The sequence below is a fragment of the Bradyrhizobium ontarionense genome, assembly GCF_021088345.1.
In the GTDB taxonomy this organism is placed as follows: domain Bacteria; phylum Pseudomonadota; class Alphaproteobacteria; order Rhizobiales; family Xanthobacteraceae; genus Bradyrhizobium; species Bradyrhizobium ontarionense.
The window spans coordinates 1,723,769-1,740,255 of record NZ_CP088156.1 but is presented as its reverse complement, the minus strand read 5'-3'; the positions used below and the strand labels follow the sequence as shown (position 1 = coordinate 1,740,255).

General features: G+C 64.1%; 14 protein-coding genes. 10 read left to right on the top strand and 4 right to left on the bottom strand.

Annotation, left to right across the window (positions count from 1 at the left end; all coding sequences use genetic code 11):
* Window positions 1–121 precede the first annotated feature (121 nt).
* On the top strand, window positions 122–1,231 hold the full coding sequence (locus LQG66_RS07815; RefSeq protein ID WP_231325081.1) for an alpha/beta hydrolase family protein: 1,110 nt from the start codon (window positions 122–124) through the stop codon (window positions 1,229–1,231).
* Window positions 1,232–1,253: 22 nt separating this feature from the next.
* Here the strand turns inward: LQG66_RS07815 and LQG66_RS07810 are convergent, their stop codons facing one another.
* Window positions 1,254–1,793, bottom strand: a complete 540-nt coding sequence (locus tag LQG66_RS07810; protein WP_231325079.1) for a MarR family winged helix-turn-helix transcriptional regulator — start codon at window positions 1,791–1,793, stop codon at window positions 1,254–1,256.
* A 381-nt stretch (window positions 1,794–2,174) separates the two neighbouring features.
* On the opposite strand from LQG66_RS07810, the gene LQG66_RS07805 reads away from it, so the two are divergent.
* Both LQG66_RS07805 and LQG66_RS07800 read left to right on the top strand, forming a co-directional pair.
* On the top strand, window positions 2,175–3,725 hold the full coding sequence (locus LQG66_RS07805; RefSeq protein WP_231325077.1) for a porin: 1,551 nt from the start codon (window positions 2,175–2,177) through the stop codon (window positions 3,723–3,725).
* A 565-nt stretch (window positions 3,726–4,290) separates the two neighbouring features.
* The gene (locus LQG66_RS07800; protein ID WP_231325074.1) at window positions 4,291–5,835 is read left to right on the top strand and encodes a porin; all 1,545 of its coding nucleotides are present in this window, start codon (window positions 4,291–4,293) and stop codon (window positions 5,833–5,835) included.
* Window positions 5,836–5,930: 95 nt separating this feature from the next.
* Here LQG66_RS07800 and LQG66_RS07795 read toward each other — a convergent pair whose 3' ends face one another.
* The gene (locus LQG66_RS07795; protein WP_231325071.1) at window positions 5,931–8,237 is read right to left on the bottom strand and encodes a lytic transglycosylase domain-containing protein; all 2,307 of its coding nucleotides are present in this window, start codon (window positions 8,235–8,237) and stop codon (window positions 5,931–5,933) included.
* 363 nt (window positions 8,238–8,600) lie between these two features.
* Between LQG66_RS07795 and dapA the strand changes: the two genes are divergently transcribed.
* From dapA to LQG66_RS07775, 4 genes are all read left to right on the top strand, one after another.
* Window positions 8,601–9,491: a 4-hydroxy-tetrahydrodipicolinate synthase gene (gene dapA, locus LQG66_RS07790; RefSeq protein WP_231325068.1), complete on the top strand. Its 891-nt coding sequence runs from the start codon at window positions 8,601–8,603 to the stop codon at window positions 9,489–9,491.
* Between the two features lie 70 nt (window positions 9,492–9,561).
* Window positions 9,562–9,978, top strand: coding sequence for a large conductance mechanosensitive channel protein MscL (gene mscL / locus LQG66_RS07785; protein ID WP_231325066.1), 417 nt, complete (start codon window positions 9,562–9,564; stop codon window positions 9,976–9,978).
* Window positions 9,978–10,451, top strand: coding sequence for an SsrA-binding protein SmpB (gene smpB, locus LQG66_RS07780; protein WP_231325064.1), 474 nt, complete (start codon window positions 9,978–9,980; stop codon window positions 10,449–10,451). The genes mscL and smpB overlap by 1 nt, the downstream gene beginning before the upstream one ends.
* A gap of 45 nt (window positions 10,452–10,496) precedes the next feature.
* Window positions 10,497–11,072, top strand: a complete 576-nt coding sequence (locus LQG66_RS07775; protein WP_231325062.1) for a peroxiredoxin — start codon at window positions 10,497–10,499, stop codon at window positions 11,070–11,072.
* A 17-nt stretch (window positions 11,073–11,089) separates the two neighbouring features.
* On the opposite strand, the gene LQG66_RS07770 is transcribed toward LQG66_RS07775, so the two are convergent.
* Together LQG66_RS07770 and LQG66_RS07765 are read right to left on the bottom strand one after the other, a co-directional pair.
* On the bottom strand, window positions 11,090–11,785 hold the full coding sequence (locus tag LQG66_RS07770) for a uracil-DNA glycosylase (RefSeq protein WP_231325060.1): 696 nt from the start codon (window positions 11,783–11,785) through the stop codon (window positions 11,090–11,092).
* Window positions 11,766–12,413, bottom strand: a complete 648-nt coding sequence (locus tag LQG66_RS07765) for a LabA-like NYN domain-containing protein (protein ID WP_231325058.1) — start codon at window positions 12,411–12,413, stop codon at window positions 11,766–11,768. The genes LQG66_RS07770 and LQG66_RS07765 overlap by 20 nt, the downstream gene beginning before the upstream one ends.
* Window positions 12,414–12,763: 350 nt before the next feature.
* Here LQG66_RS07765 and rpoZ point away from each other — a divergent pair, with 350 nt between their 5' ends.
* The 3 genes from rpoZ to LQG66_RS07750 all read left to right on the top strand — a co-directional run bounded on the left by rpoZ (window position 12,764) and on the right by LQG66_RS07750 (window position 16,487).
* Window positions 12,764–13,156 carry a DNA-directed RNA polymerase subunit omega gene (rpoZ, locus tag LQG66_RS07760; RefSeq protein WP_006612728.1) on the top strand — a complete coding sequence of 131 codons (393 nt, stop codon included), beginning with the start codon at window positions 12,764–12,766 and terminating at the stop codon, window positions 13,154–13,156.
* A gap of 168 nt (window positions 13,157–13,324) precedes the next feature.
* Window positions 13,325–15,628 carry a RelA/SpoT family protein gene (locus LQG66_RS07755; protein ID WP_231325056.1) on the top strand — a complete coding sequence of 768 codons (2,304 nt, stop codon included), beginning with the start codon at window positions 13,325–13,327 and terminating at the stop codon, window positions 15,626–15,628.
* A gap of 82 nt (window positions 15,629–15,710) precedes the next feature.
* A complete protein-coding gene (locus LQG66_RS07750; RefSeq protein WP_231325054.1) occupies window positions 15,711–16,487 on the top strand; it encodes a pyridoxine 5'-phosphate synthase in 777 nt (258 codons plus the stop codon).

Below are 16,487 nucleotides of genomic sequence, written 5' to 3'. Positions count from 1 at the left end.
CCCGGTCGAAACCGGCTCGGCCGGATCAATTATCCTCACACTTCGCTTGACGAAAATTCCAGGGTAGTCACTCTGACAATTCGATGACGGATGCAAAAGCCGTCGCGGGTGAGGAAGCGGAATGATGAAGCCGGAAGGTTCTCTGAGAGCGTTGGGCCCGTGGTCCGAAAGGGAAGACCTGTGCGACGCGTTTGCGCGTCTGCTGGATACCACGCCCGAAGGAGGCGCGGAGTTCGCCGAGTGTCTGGCGGTTGCGCAGCGCATCGACGGTGACGACGAGGAGTCCTGGTACCGGGAATGGATGCGTTGCGCCCAGGCGATGCGGAGCGGCGCTTCCGCAATGGCGGAGGCGGGCGCTCTGGAAGGCGGGCGGGGCAAATGGCTTCGCGCAGTCGATTATTATGATGTCGCAGCATCGCCCTTCGACAGTTGCATCGCGCGGCAGCAAGCTGTCGCCGCCGGCATCCGCGATTGTGCGCTCGACTATCTCAATCATGGCGTCCGGTCGGGAGAGGTGGTCACGATCCCCTGGCGAACCGACTATCCGCTCGAGGCTTACTTCCTGCCGGCGCCCAATCGGCGCGAACCGGCACCGACAGTGATCTGCATTTGCGAGCCCGGCCGGCGGAAGGAGAAGTCCCTGCTCATGCTTGCGGGCCACGCCGCGCAGCGCGGCTTGTCGTTGCTCGTCGTGGATCTGCTGGGTCCGGGTCCGGCCAATCGATTCGACGAGATCGTCGGCCATCATGATCTCGAATCGGCGATCGCCAGTGTGATGGACTATGTTTCGGCCCGCGACGACGTGGATGACGGCAGGATCGCGGTTCTCGCCGACGATTGGAGTTCGTCCTTCGTGGCGCGCGGCATCGTTCTCGACCCGCGTTACGCTGCCGCCGTTTGCGATGCCGGGCTGTGGGACATTCATGAGCGCGTTTGTCTGTCGCGCCGATTGACCCCGAACGAGCGTGCGTGCCTCCCGGGCGCGAGCGATTGCCGCGTCGCGCGCCAGATCATGTGCCCGATTCTGGTTGCGCTTCCGGACCGGGGCTGGCTGCGCGCCGATATCGCAACACGCCTGGTTGCGCAGATGAAGCGCGAGCATCCGGACGTCACCCTCAAGATTTTCGCGGGTTGTCAGGGCGCATCGGACGAAGCGCAGGCGCAGGCCAACGCCTTCATATTCGATTGGATCGCCTCGCGTCTCGCGGGCGCACCGAACCGGCAGAGCTGACGGGCTGCAACGAACCGACGCCTCAGATCCCGAGCGAGACTCGGGCGCTCGCCTTCTCGAAGCGTTCCTTGAGCGCAGCCAGCTTGTCCGTAAAAATGGACAATTCGCTCCCGTCGAATTCTTCGAAGATGAAGCCGAAGATCTGCGCCTGTTGGGCTTCCAGTTCGGCGAACTGCTGCAACGACTGGGCGGTCAGCGACATGCGGACCACGCGCGCGTCTTCAGGTGCCGGCTTGCGGTACATGAAGCCCTTCTTTTCGAGCAGCTTCGATTGCGTCGTCACGAAGGAGGGGTCCACGTGCAGCCGCTTGGCAGCCGCATTGACGGCAACACCTTCGCCCTGATCGAGCTCGGAGATCACCATCAGGATCATCCATTGCGGGCCGCTGATGCCGATTCTCTTGGCCCAGAAGTACCTCAATTCCTCCAGATGGACGTTGATCGTTGCGATTTCCCTGGCGAAGCGGAGGACGGCGTCGCGATTCTTCGGCAGTTGTTCGACGATCTGTGATCGTTCGGCCGCTTCCACAGGTGCGGCAGACGTGTTCTTAGCGGGCGCCATTGCTCAACGGTTCCAATTCCGCGGCCGACCCTAAAGTAAAAAAATCTGCAGCAAAATCACTTATCTAGGAGGTGCTGCGGGAGCGCCCTCGCGGTGCACAAAGAGCCGCCATGGTGTTGCCGTCAAGACACATTTCGGCTTCATTCAATTACCTGACTGCATAAACTATTTTGATTACCGAATGAGCGAAGGCATAGTTCCTCGTGACGGTGGGGGGTTACTCGATCGTCCCGTGACAGGTGGTTCGCTTAAGTCCCTCGCGTGATGCGGGTGTGTCCGATGGCGCGAAGCGGCTGAAGCGGTTTTTCGGGAGCGGAAGAAGCGGATCGTCCTGGGGGATCCTGGTCCGTTTCTTCTCAAAAGAGCAACTTGGAGGTTTAAATGAAGACGGTTAAGAGCCTTATCCTCGGCTCAGCGGCGGCTCTGCTCGCTATGTCCGGGGCTCAGGCGGCCGACCTTCCGATCAAGGCCAAAGCGGTCGAGTATGTGAAGGTTTGCTCCCTGTACGGTGCGGGTTTCTACTACATTCCCGGCACCGACACCTGCATCAAGCTCGGTGGTTATCTGCGTGTTGAAACGGCGTTCGGTGCGAACGGCTCGTACAACAACGCTGTCACGCCTCCGTCGGGCCTGAACAACCGCTACAGCAACTACTTCTACACCCGTTCGCGTGAAGACCTGAACATCGACACGCGCACCGCGACCGAGTACGGCGTGGTCCGCACCTTCGCCGACCTGACCTTCTCGTGGACGTCCAACAACTATGCCGGCACCGGCAACGGCGGTACCTTCTACGGCACCGGCGCAGCCAACACCGCTGGCCTGACCTCGGTCAACGGCCTGAGCAACGACGGCATCGCCGGCGGCTCGCTCGGTGTGTACTACGCCTTCATCCAGTTCGCCGGCTTCACGATGGGTAAGGCCGTGTCGCAGTTCGACACGCCCTGGACCAACTATCCGGGCAACAACTTCGACGGTCTGTGGGGCGGCGGCGGCACCGTCACCGGCGTCAACCAGCTGAGCTACACCGCCGACTTCGGCTCCGGCATCACGGCCACGATCTCGGCCCAGGAACAGGCAGCCTACTACACCACCAACATCTGGAACACCTCGGGTGCCCTGCAGTCCGCTGCCGGTGTGTTCGGTGGCTCCTACGGCACCAACGCGATCGGCGGCCAAGTTGCTCCGGACGTCGTCGGCATGGTCCGCGTCGACCAGGCTTGGGGTCTGTTCCAGGCGTCGTTCGCGGCTCACGACAACCACGCCGGCTACTACGGCGTCGCCGAGACTTCCGGTCATCCGTCCGACAAGTGGGGCTGGGCTGGTCAGCTGGCTCTGTCGATCAAGAACATCCCGACCGGACCTGGCGACACGATCAACATCCAGGGCGTCTACACCAACGGTGCAACCCGTTACAACGCCCAGAGCCTCGTGCCGACCACCTACCAGATCTTCAGCGGATCGGGCAACGGCTCCTACCAGAGCGTCGGCTTCGCTGGCGTGTCTGACTCGGTGTTCGGTGTCGGCACCGCTCAGGAGCTGACCACGAGCTATGGCTTCCGCGGTGGCTACACCCACAACTGGAACGCCTACTGGAACACGGCGATCTACGGGTCGTGGGCTGCTCTGCGCTACAACGGCAACGCCAAGGCTTTGATCTGCAACGGCGCTGGTGTTGCGGGCCTGGGTATCGCAGTCGCAAGCTGCAACCCGGACTTCAACATCTCCTCGCTGGGCCTGATCACCCGCTGGACCCCGGTCAAGAACCTGACCTTCTCGGCGGACGTGGCCTGGACCAACCTCGACCAGAAGTTCACCGGCAACGCCACCCTGGCGGCGGCTGGCGGTGCGTCGGCGAAGCCGGCGGCTGTGTACGAGCTGAAGGACCAGAACTCGGTCTCGGTTCTGATCCGCGCTCAGCGCAACTGGTAATACAGATCGCCTGACGGCGATTTGACGAACCCCCGGCAGGCAACTGCCGGGGGTTTTCGTTTGGCCGCGGAGGTGAGGACGCACCTCGGCAAGGCCACGCCTCTGGACGACATCGCCGTGGTCGCGGGATGCGCCTAACCGGACGCTGATAATCCTGCAACTCCGCGCGCACGTGCCGGCGGCGAACAGTAGCCCTATCGTCCTCGAAATTGAGAGGCGAGGGTCCGGTTGACCACGTGCGATGACGGGCCCGGAGATTCGGGCCGCTCGCCGACGTCCCGCTCCATTCCAGCCATGCTGACGGCGCATTGCCGACGGCGACCCTCATTCTGGGCATATTGATGTCGGACCTCGGGCTGGAGCGTGCGTCGCCCCGGCCTCGCCACAGGCGTGTTTCGTGGCGTCACGAGAATGGTCCGATAAAACACCAAATTCGCCGCGCGATCGTTCCGACTGCAACGCTATGCGCGGGCACTGTAGGGCGGCTGGAGACGAACCGACACCGTGGGGGCGGACGTTCGATCTCGAGTCAGGCCTGTCTGAAGTGAGAAATTTGGAGGTTAGTATGAAGACTGTGAAGAGCCTTGTTCTGGGCTCAGCGGCGGCTTTGCTCGCCATGAGTGGGGCTCAGGCAGCCGACCTTCCGATCAAGGCCAAACCGGTCGAGTATGTGAGGGTGTGCTCCTTGTACGGCGCCGGTTTCTTCTACATCCCCGGTACGGACACCTGTATCAAGCTCGGCGGTTATCTGCGCGTCGAGGCCGGGTTCGGTACGAATACGATCTTTCAAAATGCCGTAAATGGTGTGGCCGGCGCCAACAACCGGTACAGCAACTACTACACCACGCGCTCGCGTGCTGACCTCAGCATCGACACCCGCACCGCGACCGAATACGGCGTGGTCCGCACATTCTTTGATGCGGTGTTCCAATGGACCTCGGGCACTTACGCCGGCGCCGGAAACGGCGGTACGTTCTACAACACCGGCGCTGCCAACACCGCCGGCCTGACCGCCGTGAACGGTCTATCCAATGACGGCATCGGCGGCGGTACCCTCGGCGTCTTCTACGCCTTCATCCAGTTCGCCGGTTTCACCATGGGTAAGGCCGTGTCGCAGTTCGATGCGCCCTGGAGCAACTATCCCGGCAACAATTTCGACGGCCTGACCGGCGGCGGCGGTTCGATCACCGGCGTCAACCAGTTGAGCTACACGTTCGACTTCGGATCGGGCATCACGGCCTCGGTTTCCGCCCAGGAAGCGGCGCTGTACGGGCAATCGAACCTCTGGAACACGTCGCTGCAGACTGCCGGCGGCGTCGTCACCGGCGCCTACGGCGCCAACGCCTTCGGCGGCCAGGTGGCGCCGGACATCGTCGGCAATGTCCGCGTCGATCAGGCCTGGGGCCTGTTCCAGGCCTCGTTCGCGGCCCACGACAATCATGCCGGGTTCTTTGGCCCGACCGAGGTCACCGGCCACCCCGCCGACAAATGGGGCTTCGCCGGCCAGCTCGCTCTGTCGATCAAGAATATTCCGACGGGTGTCGGTGACACGATCAACCTGCAGGGCGTCTACACCAACGGCGCCAGCCGCTACAACTTCCAGAGCCTCGCGCCGATCAACTACGCGATGTATGGCGGCAGCAACATGGCGGGCGCGTATCAGAGCCTCGGCTTTGCCGGAGTGTCCGACTCCGTGTTCGGCGTCGGCACCCAGCAGCAGCTGACGACGACCTACGGCTTCCGCGGCGCCTTCACCCACAACTGGGATCCGTTCTGGAATACGGCGGTCTACGGCTCCTGGAGCGCCGTGAAGTACAACGCGACGGCGAAGGGATTGATCTGCAACGGCGCCGGCGTAGTCGCGCTCGGCATCACGCCGGCGAACTGCAACCCGGACTTCAATATCTCGACTCTCGGCGTGATCACCCGTTGGACGCCGGTCAAGAACCTGACGTTCTCGGCCGATGTCGCCTGGACCCGGCTGGATCAGAAGTTCACGGGCGTGGCGACTGCACCGGCCGTCCCGGCCATCGCCAAGCCCGCGACCACCTACCAGCTGAAGGACCAGGACTCGGTCTCGCTGCTGCTGCGCGCCCAGCGCAACTGGTAACGGATCGGCGAGCGGTGGAATAGGGAGTAGCGAATAGCAGTTGACGGACGAACGAAGGTTCGTCTCGCTACTCGCTACTCGCTACTCGCTACTCGCTACTCGACCACCGCGCCGCGGCGCAGATCGGCCTCGATCTGCAGCCGCGCGCCGCCGCCGAAGCGGGCGCGGTAGACCTGCAGGTTCTCCATCACGCGCTGCACGTAGTTGCGGGTCTCCGCGAAGGGGATCAGCTCGACCCAGTCGACCGCGTCGACCTTGGGATCGCGCGGGTCGCCATAGCGCTCGACCCATTTCCTCACGCTGCCGCGGCCGGCATTGTAGGCCGCGAACGTCATGATGTACGAGCCGCGGTAGTCCTCGAGCAGGCCGCCGAGCTCTGCCGCGCCGAGCTGGGCATTGTAGACGGGGTCAGTCTTCATCCGGTTCAGGTCGAAGCCGACGCCGGCGCGCTTGCAGACGTAGCGTCCCGCATCCGGAGTGACCTGCATCAGTCCATAGGCCTGTGCCGGTGACACCACGGCCTGATTGAAAGCGCTCTCCTGGCGCGCGATCGAGAAGATCACGCTCTGCTCGACCTCGGGCCCGATCGATCGGAACGGCGGAATCCCGGTCACGGGATAGGCGTAGTGGTCGAACGGCAGCCCGCGATTGAGCGCGGCCTTGCCGACCAGCAGCGTGGCCCGGGCGTCGCTGCTCCGCGCCGCGGTCTCGGCGAGCCCGACCAGCACGTCGGAATCGCCATTGTCGCCCATGTCGGCGAACATCGGGATCGCGACCTCGCCCTCGTCGAGATCGTAGAGCAGCTGCGCCGCCCGCACGACCTCCAGCCTGTCGGCACCGCGGCTGCGGCCGCTCGGTGCGGCATTGAGCCCGAGCTGCGGCAGTCCGAGCTTCGCCCGCGCCAGCTGCCCGTAATAGCTCGTCGACTGCTCGGCCGCCGTGGTGTAGGCCGCACGCGCCTCCTGCATGCGGCCCATAGCCTCGGCAGCGCGTCCCTGCCAATAGCCGGCCCGCGCCAACGTGGTCGGATTGACGCTGCCGACACCGATGCGGGCAAAGTGCTGGGCGGCTGTCGACGGGTCGTTGAGGAAGCGCAGCGCGATCCAGCCGGCGGTGAATTCCTGCTCGGTCTTATAGATGTCACGGTTCGGCAGCGCCGCGTCGCGGGCAATCAGATAGGCGTTGCGGTATTCCCCGGTGTCGACCATCTTGCGCGCCAGCAGGCGGCGCTCGATCCACCATTCGTCGAGATTGTGCAGCCGGCCGGGATCCTTGGGCGCGTTCAGCATCAGCTGAGCCGCCTCGGCGAAGTTCTCGTCGCGCCGCAGCAGCTGGATGCGGCTGAAGATGTAGCCGGCGTCGCCGTGCAGCTCGTGCGGGACGGCGTCGAGCAGGGCGCGGCTGTTGGCGGCCTTGCGGTAGGTCGCGATCCGCGCCTTGGCGAGCGCCACATGGCCCGAGCCGAGCCGCTTCGCAGCGCGCAGCGCCGCCTCATGCTCGCTGCCGTACAGCAGCGTGTCCATCCGCGCCTTGTGATCGCCGCCGGACAGCAGCGCTCCGAACTGGTCGAGGATGGTGTTCTCGGTGTCCTCGGACATGGCGTCGTTGCGCCAGGCCTCCCGCACCAGGCGCTCGGCATTGGCGCGGTCGCCACGGTTGAGCATGACCCGGGCCAGCGCAAACCGGCCCTTGGCCGACAGCGGCGATTCGTTCTCGAACCAGGACCACACAACGGCGTCGTCGCGCTTGTCGTCCCACAGCGCCGCCTCCAGGCGGCGGCGCAGGAAGGTTTGCGACGGCCAGCTCGGATTGGCCGTGATGAAGGCGCGGTAGCGTTCGACCGTCGCATTGTTGTTGTCGCTGCGCAGAATCACCCATTCGGCGAGCTTGCGTGCCACCGGATCCGAGATCGCCTGCTCGACCTGGGTGGCGTCGTCCGGCTTGTGCTTGCGCACCAGCTCGATCACGTTTTCCAGCGCATCCTTGTCCGATTGCGAGGTTGAAGCCGTGGCGGCGACGGCGGCGGGAGCGATCGGCTTGCGGGAGGCCGGCAGGGCGGCGTGCTGGCGTGGCGGCAGGTTCGTCGCCGGACCCGGCGTGATATCCCTCGGGGCCGGTCGTGGCGGTTCGCCGGAGCCCTTGGTTCCACTCTTGATGTCGGCTTTGGCCTCGGCCCGGGCGTCGACCTTGTTCCGGGACTCGCCCGGTGCCTCGCTGGCGGTGGTCTTCGGAACCACGCTGCGCGCGATCGGACGTGCTTTCGGCAGCGGAACCTTGTCCTTGGCAAGAGCGATGTCTGCGCCCAGAGCCAATCCGAGCGTCAGGCTGGCGGCCAGGGACACCAAGAGGGACGTCGGCAGGGCGGTCGATCGCAATGCGGCGGCGCGAGCAGGAAAGGGCACGGCGTTCCTTTGCGGCAGATGACTTCGATCCCTGACGAACTTGGTCTATCGAAAAGGTGAACAAATACTAAATGTACCGCGATGAGTTGCAACCTGCGCCAACACCGCGGCAAAATCACGACCGAAGGGCGGCACCGTGTTCCTGCGGGACGAACGGAACCGGTCCGGAAGCGGCTTTCAATTGGGACGGCCACCGGCGCGGGGCGGCGAATCGGGGACCGTCAGCGCAGACCCGCCGGTTCGGGGCGCCGGTGTGTCTGTTGAGAAGGCAGCCGACCTCAGTGCGGGCCTTCCGCCTTGTGTCCGGACCCGGTATGAAGTGCGCTCCGCACAGGGGCCAACGTGCGTTTGGGAGGGAGTTTCATGGCAGCCAAGACGAATTTCCGAGGCTCTTTCACCGCCTTGGTCACTCCTTTCAAGAACGGTTCCGTGGATGAGGCGGCATTCCGCAGCCTGGTGAACTGGCAGATCGACGAGGGCACCCATGGCCTGGTGCCGGTCGGCACCACCGGCGAGAGCCCGACGCTCAGCCATGACGAGCACAAGCGGGTGGTCGAATGGTGCATCGCCGAGGCCAAGGGGCGCGTGCCCGTCATCGCGGGCGCCGGCTCCAACTCCACCAAGGAAGCGGTCGAGCTCGCCGAGCACGCCGAGAAGGCGGGAGCGGACGCGGTGCTGGTGGTGACGCCCTATTACAACAAGCCGACGCAGGAGGGCCTGTATCAGCACTTCAAGGCGATCAACGATGCGATCGGCATTCCGATCATCATCTACAACATCCCGCCGCGCTCGGTGATCGACATGTCCGTCGACACCATGAAGCGGCTGTTCGAGCTGAAGAACATCGCCGGCGTGAAGGACGCCACCGCGAGCATGGTGCGGGTGTCGCAGCAGCGCGCGGCGATGGGCGAGGACTTCAACCAGCTCTCGGGCGAGGACGCCACCGTGATCGGCTACATGGCGCATGGCGGCCATGGCTGCATCTCCGTGACCTCGAACGTCGCGCCGCGGCTGTGTTCGGAGTTCCACACCGCCTGGCAGAAGGGCGATGTGGCCACCGCTCTGAAGATCCACGACAAGCTGATGCCGCTGCATACGAACCTGTTCATCGAGTCCAATCCGGCGCCGGTGAAATATGCGCTGTCGCTGCTCGGCAAGATCGAGGAGAAACTGCGGCTGCCGATGGTGCCGGTCTCGGAGCCGACTCGCGTCGCGGTCCGTGACGCCATGGTCCATGCCGGCCTGATCAACTGAGATCCCAGAGAAGTTCGAATACCGGGGAAAGTCGCGAGGTTTCCTCGCAAAGCCGAGGGGGGATGCGAGCATGTTGAAGGAATTTCGCGAGTTCGCGATGAAGGGCAATGTCGTCGACCTCGCGGTCGGCGTCATCATCGGCGCGGCCTTCGGCGCCATCGTCACCTCGCTCGTCGCCGACGTCATCATGCCGATCGTCGGCGCGATCACCGGCGGCCTCGATTTCTCGAACTACTTCCTGGCACTTTCCAGCAAGGTCACGGAGACCAATCTCGTCGACGCCAAGAAGCAGGGCGCCGTGCTAGCTTATGGCAGCTTCCTGACACTCACCCTGAATTTCTTCATCATCGCCTTCGTGCTGTTCATGATCATCCGCCTGATGAACAAGTTGAAGCGCAACGAAGCCGCCGCGCCCGCGGCGCCGGCGAAGCCTTCACCCGAGGTCGTATTGTTGACCGAGATCCGTGATCTCCTGAAAAAAACCTGATGGCCGATAAGCACGAACCCAAGATCACAGTCGCTGCCGAGAACCGCAAGGCGCGGTTCAACTACGCGATCGAGGACACCATCGAGGCCGGCATCGCGCTGACCGGCACCGAGGTGAAGTCGGTCCGCGGCGGCAAGTCGACCATCGCGGAATCCTATGCCGATTCGCGCAATGGCGAGATCTGGCTGATCAACGCCAACATTCCCGAATATCTGCAGGCCAACCGCTTCAACCACGAGCCGAAACGGCCGCGCAAGCTGCTCCTCCATCGCAAGCAGATCAACAAGCTGATGGGGGCGGTCGAGCGCGAGGGCATGACGCTCATTCCGCTGAAGCTCTATTTCAACGAGCGTGGCCGTGCCAAGCTGCTGCTCGCCGTGGCCAAGGGCAAGAAGCTGCACGACAAGCGCGAGAGCGAGAAGAAGCGCGATTGGGGCCGCGAGAAGGGGCGTCTGTTGCGGGCAAGAGGATAGCGGCCGCTGGAGCGGAACGACGCCCAAGCCTGGGAAAGCGATCCGATGAATCAGAAGAACCTGTTGGACGTCGACTGGAGCCGGATTCCGGCACCGACCGACGACGGCGCAGCCGATCATCTTTCGGGAATGACGATTCCGCCGATCGGACTGCGCGCGACCGACGATACGCTGGTGACGCTGTCCGGCCTGCCGGGACGCAGCGTCGTGTTCGCCTACCCGCGGACGGGCCAACCCGGCAAGGTCGCGCTGGTCGAGGACTGGGACATGATCCCGGGTGCGCGCGGCTGCACGCCCCACGCCTGCAGCTTTCGCGACCTGTTCGGCGAGCTGAAGGCTGCGGGCGCGTCGCATGTGTTCGGCCTGTCGACGCAGAGCAACGCCTACCAGACCGAGATGGCCTCCCGCCTGCATCTGCCGTTTCCGGTACTGTCCGACGAGAGGCTCGACCTGACGAATGCGCTGCGCCTGCCGACCATGGAGATCGCGGGCCTGGTCATGATCAAGCGGCTGGCGATGATCGTGGACGACGCGCGCATCACCCACGTGTTCTATCCGGTGTTTCCGCCGGACAAGAACGCAGGCGACGTGCTGGCCTGGCTGAAAGAGAACAAGGCTTAAGGAAGCGGGTAGGGAGCCTACCCCAGGTCCGCCTTCACGCGCGCGAACACGGCATGAAACATCTCGGTCGTGAGCACGCGGGTGTTCGTGTTGTAGCGCGAGCAGTGATAGCTGTCGTACAGCTTGATCCCGCCGGCCTGATGCACGGCACCATGGGCGAAGGGCGCTGCGGCGGCGCGCAGGCCGAGCAGCTTCAGCAGCGTGTCATGTGAGATGCGGCCCAGCGCGACAATGCCGCGCAGGCGCGGCATCGCGGCAATCGTGGCGCCGAGGAACGCCCGGCATTGGTTGATCTCGGCGGGCAGCGGCTTGTTTTGCGGCGGCACGCAGCGCACCGCGTTGCTGATTCGGCAATCGACCAGTGTCAGTCCGTCATCGGGGCGCGCTTCGAACCGGCCTTTGGCAAAGCCATAATGCAGCAGCGTCCCATAGAGCAGGTCGCCGGCATAGTCGCCCGTGAACGGCCGGCCCGTGCGGTTGGCGCCCTGGAGCCCCGGCGCCAGCCCGACGATCAGCAGGCGGGCGTTGGCATCGCCGAACGAAGGGACGGGGGCGTTGTACCATGACGGTTCGCGCGCCCGCTGCGCCTCGCGGAAATCCACGAGGCGAGGGCACAGCGGACAATCTCGATCGGCCTCGGTCGGAGCAGCCGCAGCGCGGGGTGGGACCGAATCAACCTTGGCGGCGCTCCGCCTAGTCGTCGAAATCGTCATCGGTGGTGGTGGCCGTGGTGGGGGTGCGTGCGGCCGGCGTGGTCGAGCGCTGCAGGAATTGCGGAGAATGGTGGCGCGGCTCGCGCGGGGCGGGGCGCTCGGACGGATCACGGCCGAGCTTTGACTGCAGTTCGACGAGGTCGGTGAAGACGTCGGCCTGGCGGCGAAGCTCGTCGGCGATCATCGGCGGCTGGCTCGAAATGGTCGAGATCACGGTGACGCGAACGCCACGGCGCTGCATCGCTTCGACCAGCGAGCGGAAGTCGCCGTCGCCCGAAAACAGCACCATCTGGTCGATGTGCTCGGCGAGCTCCATGGCATCGACGGCGAGCTCGATGTCCATATTGCCTTTGACCTTGCGGCGCCCGCTGGCGTCGATGAATTCCTTGGTCGCCTTGGTGACGACCGTATAGCCGTTGTAATCGAGCCAGTCGATCAAGGGACGAATCGAGGAGTATTCCTGATCCTCGATGATCGCCGTGTAATAGAACGCACGGAGCAGAGTGCCGCGGCTCTGAAATTCCTTGAGCAGGCGCTTATAGTCGATATCGAAGCCGAGAGTCTTGGCCGTCGCGTATAGGTTGGCGCCGTCAATGAAGAGCGCAATTTTATCGGTCGAAGATGACATTCAGTGTCTCGCGTTCAGTTAGATTCTATTTTGGCGCAACTCCAGTCGGTCGCGCATTCCATTTTAAGATACTGCCAAGGCTCGTGCGGTCCGTCAGGTGTGAGGTTACCGCAAACAGGATTGATCGGGGCAACAAAGGCGCACTTGTGACGACGTAATGAAGCGTTTTCTTGTCCAAAGCCCGAATTCTGCGGATCCGGACCGATCGCCAGTCAAGGTTGCCGAATTCGCTACTCCTTGCTCCTTACCGAAGCCTGACGCCAGATTGGCCTTGCGAAAACCGGTCAGGCTCTATAACTACCCCAGCATAATCAGCATATTAAGCACACAAACGACCGGAGCGACAATCGATGGCGCGCGTCACCGTGGAAGATTGTATCGATAAAGTGGACAACCGGTTTGACCTGGTCCTCCTGGCGGCGCATCGCGCTCGTATGATCTCGTCGGGATCACAACTTACGATTGATAGAGATAACGACAAGAATCCCGTTGTGGCACTCCGGGAAATTGCGGATTCGACCATTTCTCCTGAGGATCTGAAGGAAGAATTGGTGCATTCGCTGCAGAAGTTCGTCGAGGTGGACGAGCCGGAGCCCGACACGGTGCCGCTGATCGGTTCGGCTGGCGCCAGCGTCGACGCCGACGACACCGAGGTTGCGGTCGAGCGGATGACCGAAGAAGAACTGTTGAAGGGGCTCGAAGGCCTTGCTCCGCCGGAGGAGCAGCCGGAAGAGGACGAGTGATCGTTCTTCGCGACCTGCACGAATTGAAGTTAACTTGTGAGATTGTGAAGGCCCGGACCCCGTCCGGGCCTTTGCATTTGATCGTGATTTCATGATTACCATAGGGACACGCAGGCGGCGTGTCCGTCGCCGGATTTGGTCCCGAAGATAAAGGTTTAGGCGCTTTTCATGGTGGTCACGCGCCACACGCCTCCGCAGATGCAGGCTGCGACCGAGCAGGTCGCGGTGGCGCCGCCTGCGGCCGAGCGGCCGCGCTCGCAAAAGCCGCGCTCCCGCATGATGCGGCAGTACGACCTGGTCGAGCGGGTCCGCTCCTACAATCCAGATACGAACGAGGATCTGCTCAACCGCGCCTATGTCTATGCGATGAAGGCGCATGGGTCGCAGACCCGCGCTTCAGGCGACCCGTATTTCACCCATCCGCTCGAGGTGGCAGCGATCCTCACCGACCTGAAGCTCGACGATGCCACCATCGTTGCGGCCCTGCTTCACGACACCATCGAGGATACCGAGGCGACCCGCGCCGAGATCGACCGCTTTTTCGGGCCCGAGATCGGCGCTCTGGTCGAAGGATTGACCAAGCTGAAGCGGCTGGAGCTCGTCTCGCGCGAGGCCAAGCAGGCCGAAAACCTGCGCAAGCTGCTGCTGGCGATTGCCGACGACGTGCGTGTGCTGCTGGTGAAGCTCGCCGACCGGCTGCATAACATGCGCACGCTTGAATTCGTGCCTGAGGCCTCGCGGCGGCGAATCGCCGAGGAGACGCTCGACATCTACGCGCCCCTGGCCGGTCGCATGGGCATGCAGGAGATGCGCCAGGAGCTCGAGGATCTCTCGTTCCGGACGCTCGATCCGCAGGCCTACAGCGTCGTGATGCAGCGGCTCGACGCGCTGGCGGAGCGCAACCGCAATCTGATCGGCGAGATCGAGAGCCAGCTCGCGCGCAAGTTTCGCGACCATGGCTTGACCGCACGGGTGTCCGGCCGCCGCAAGCGGCCGTTCTCGATCTGGACCAAGATGGAGCGCAAATCGATCGGCTTCGAGCAGCTGTCCGACATCTTCGGCTTCCGGGTCATCATGCCGGACGTCGAGTCGTGCTACCGCGCGCTCGGCATCGTGCACACCACCTGGCCGGTCGTGCCGGGCCGCTTCAAAGACTACATCTCGACGCCCAAGCAGAACGATTATCGCTCGATCCACACCACCGTGATCGGCCCGGGAAAGCAGCGCGTCGAGCTGCAGATCCGCACCGAGGAGATGGACCAGATCGCTGAGCTCGGCATCGCCGCCCACGCCTTCTACAAGGACGGCATCGGCTCGCCGACCGAGCTGCTGAAGCGTGAGTCGAACGCCTTTGCCTGGCTGCGCCACACCATCGGGATACTGTCCGAAAGCGCCAATCCCGAGGAGTTCCTCGAACACACCAAGCTCGAGCTGTTTCACGACCAGGTGTTCTGTTTCACCCCGAAGGGGAAGCTGATCGCGTTGCCGCGCCATGCAAATGTGATCGACTTCGCCTATGCCGTGCACACCGACGTCGGCACCAGCGCCGTCGGATGCAAGATCAACGGCAAGTTCGCGGCGCTGTCGTCGGAGCTGCAGAACGGCGATGAGGTCGAGGTCTTGACCTCCGATGCCCAGTCCGCCCCGCCGTCGGCCTGGGAGACGCTGGCCGTCACCGGCAAGGCACGCGCGGCGATCCGACGCGCCACCCGGACGGCCGTGCGCGATCAATATGCCGGTCTCGGCCGCCGCATCGTCGAGCGATTGTTCGAACGCACCAAGCTCGAATATGCCGACGACAAGCTCAAGGGTGCCTTGCCCCGCCTGGCGCGGGCCTCGATCGAGGACGTGATGGCCGCGGTCGGCCGTGGCGAAATCAAGGCCTCCGACGTCGCCCGCGCGATGTATCCGGACTACAAGGAAGAGCGCGTCGTGCGCTACGGCGCCAAGAAGGCGGCCGTGCCGGCCGCCGCGACCAAGTCGGCCTCGACGCCGACCGCCGAGCCTCACCGCGGTCCGTTCGCGATCCCGATCAGCGGCTTGAATTCCGGCCTGCCGGTCAAGTTCGCGCCCAACGGCGGTGCCGTTCCGGGCGACCGCATCGTCGGAATCGTGACGCCGGGCGAGGGGATCACGATCTATCCGATCCAGTCGCCGGCGCTGAAGGACTTCGAGGACGAGCCGGAGCGCTGGCTCGACGTGCGTTGGGACGTCGACGAGACGACGCCGCAGCGTTTCCCGGCCCGCATCCGGGTCGAGAACGTCAACGAGCCCGGCAGTCTCGCCCAGGTCGCGACCGTGATCGCCGAGCATGACGGCAACATCGACAACATCAGCATGAGCCGCCGCTCACCGGATTTCACCGAGCTCACGATCGATCTCGAGGTCTATGACCTCAAGCATCTCTCGGCCATCATCAACCAGCTTCGCGCCAAGACCATCGTGGCGAAGGTCGACCGCGTGAATGGCTAGTCTGCTAGTTTGGCGGCGGTGTTCTGTCTCATGATGCGCTAAACCAGCCCGTATCCCTTTCGAGAATCCTGCGAGCCGGCCCATGTCCGATCCTGCAACGCCCCACCCTCCGAAGCTGCGCCTCGGCGTCAATGTCGACCACATCGCGACGTTGCGGAATGCCCGTGGCGGCCGCAACCCGGATCCGGTACGCGCCGCACTGGTCGCGATCGAGGCGGGGGCCGACGGCATCACCGCCCATCTGCGCGAGGACCGGCGGCACATCCGCGACGCCGACATGGCGCGCCTGAAAGGCGAGATATCCAAGCCGCTCAATTTCGAGATGGCGGCCACCGCGGAGATGGTGCGTCTTGCGCTTGCGACGCGGCCGCATGCCTGCTGCCTCGTGCCGGAACGGCGCGAGGAACTGACCACGGAAGGCGGCCTCGACGTGGTCGGCCAGCACAATGCGCTGGCGCCCGCGATCGCCCGGCTCAACGACGCCGGCATCCGGGTTTCGCTGTTCATCGCCGCCGACCCCGCCCAGATCGAGATGGCGGCGCGCCTGCGCGCGCCCGTGATCGAAATCCACACCGGCGGCTGGTGCGATGCCGTCGCCGATGGCCACCAGGACAAGGCGGCCGGAGAGTGGGAGCGGATCGTGGCAGGCGCCCGGTTGGCCGATTCGGCGGGGCTCGAGGTCCATGCCGGACACGGGCTGGATTATGCGACCGCCGAGCAGATCGCGGCCCTGCCGGAGATCGTCGAGCTCAACATCGGCTACTTCATGGTGGGCGAGGCGCTGTTCGTCGGCCTGCCCGAATCGGTGCGGACCATGCGCGCGGCGATGGATCGGGGCCGGAGCCGGGCGGCTGCCTAG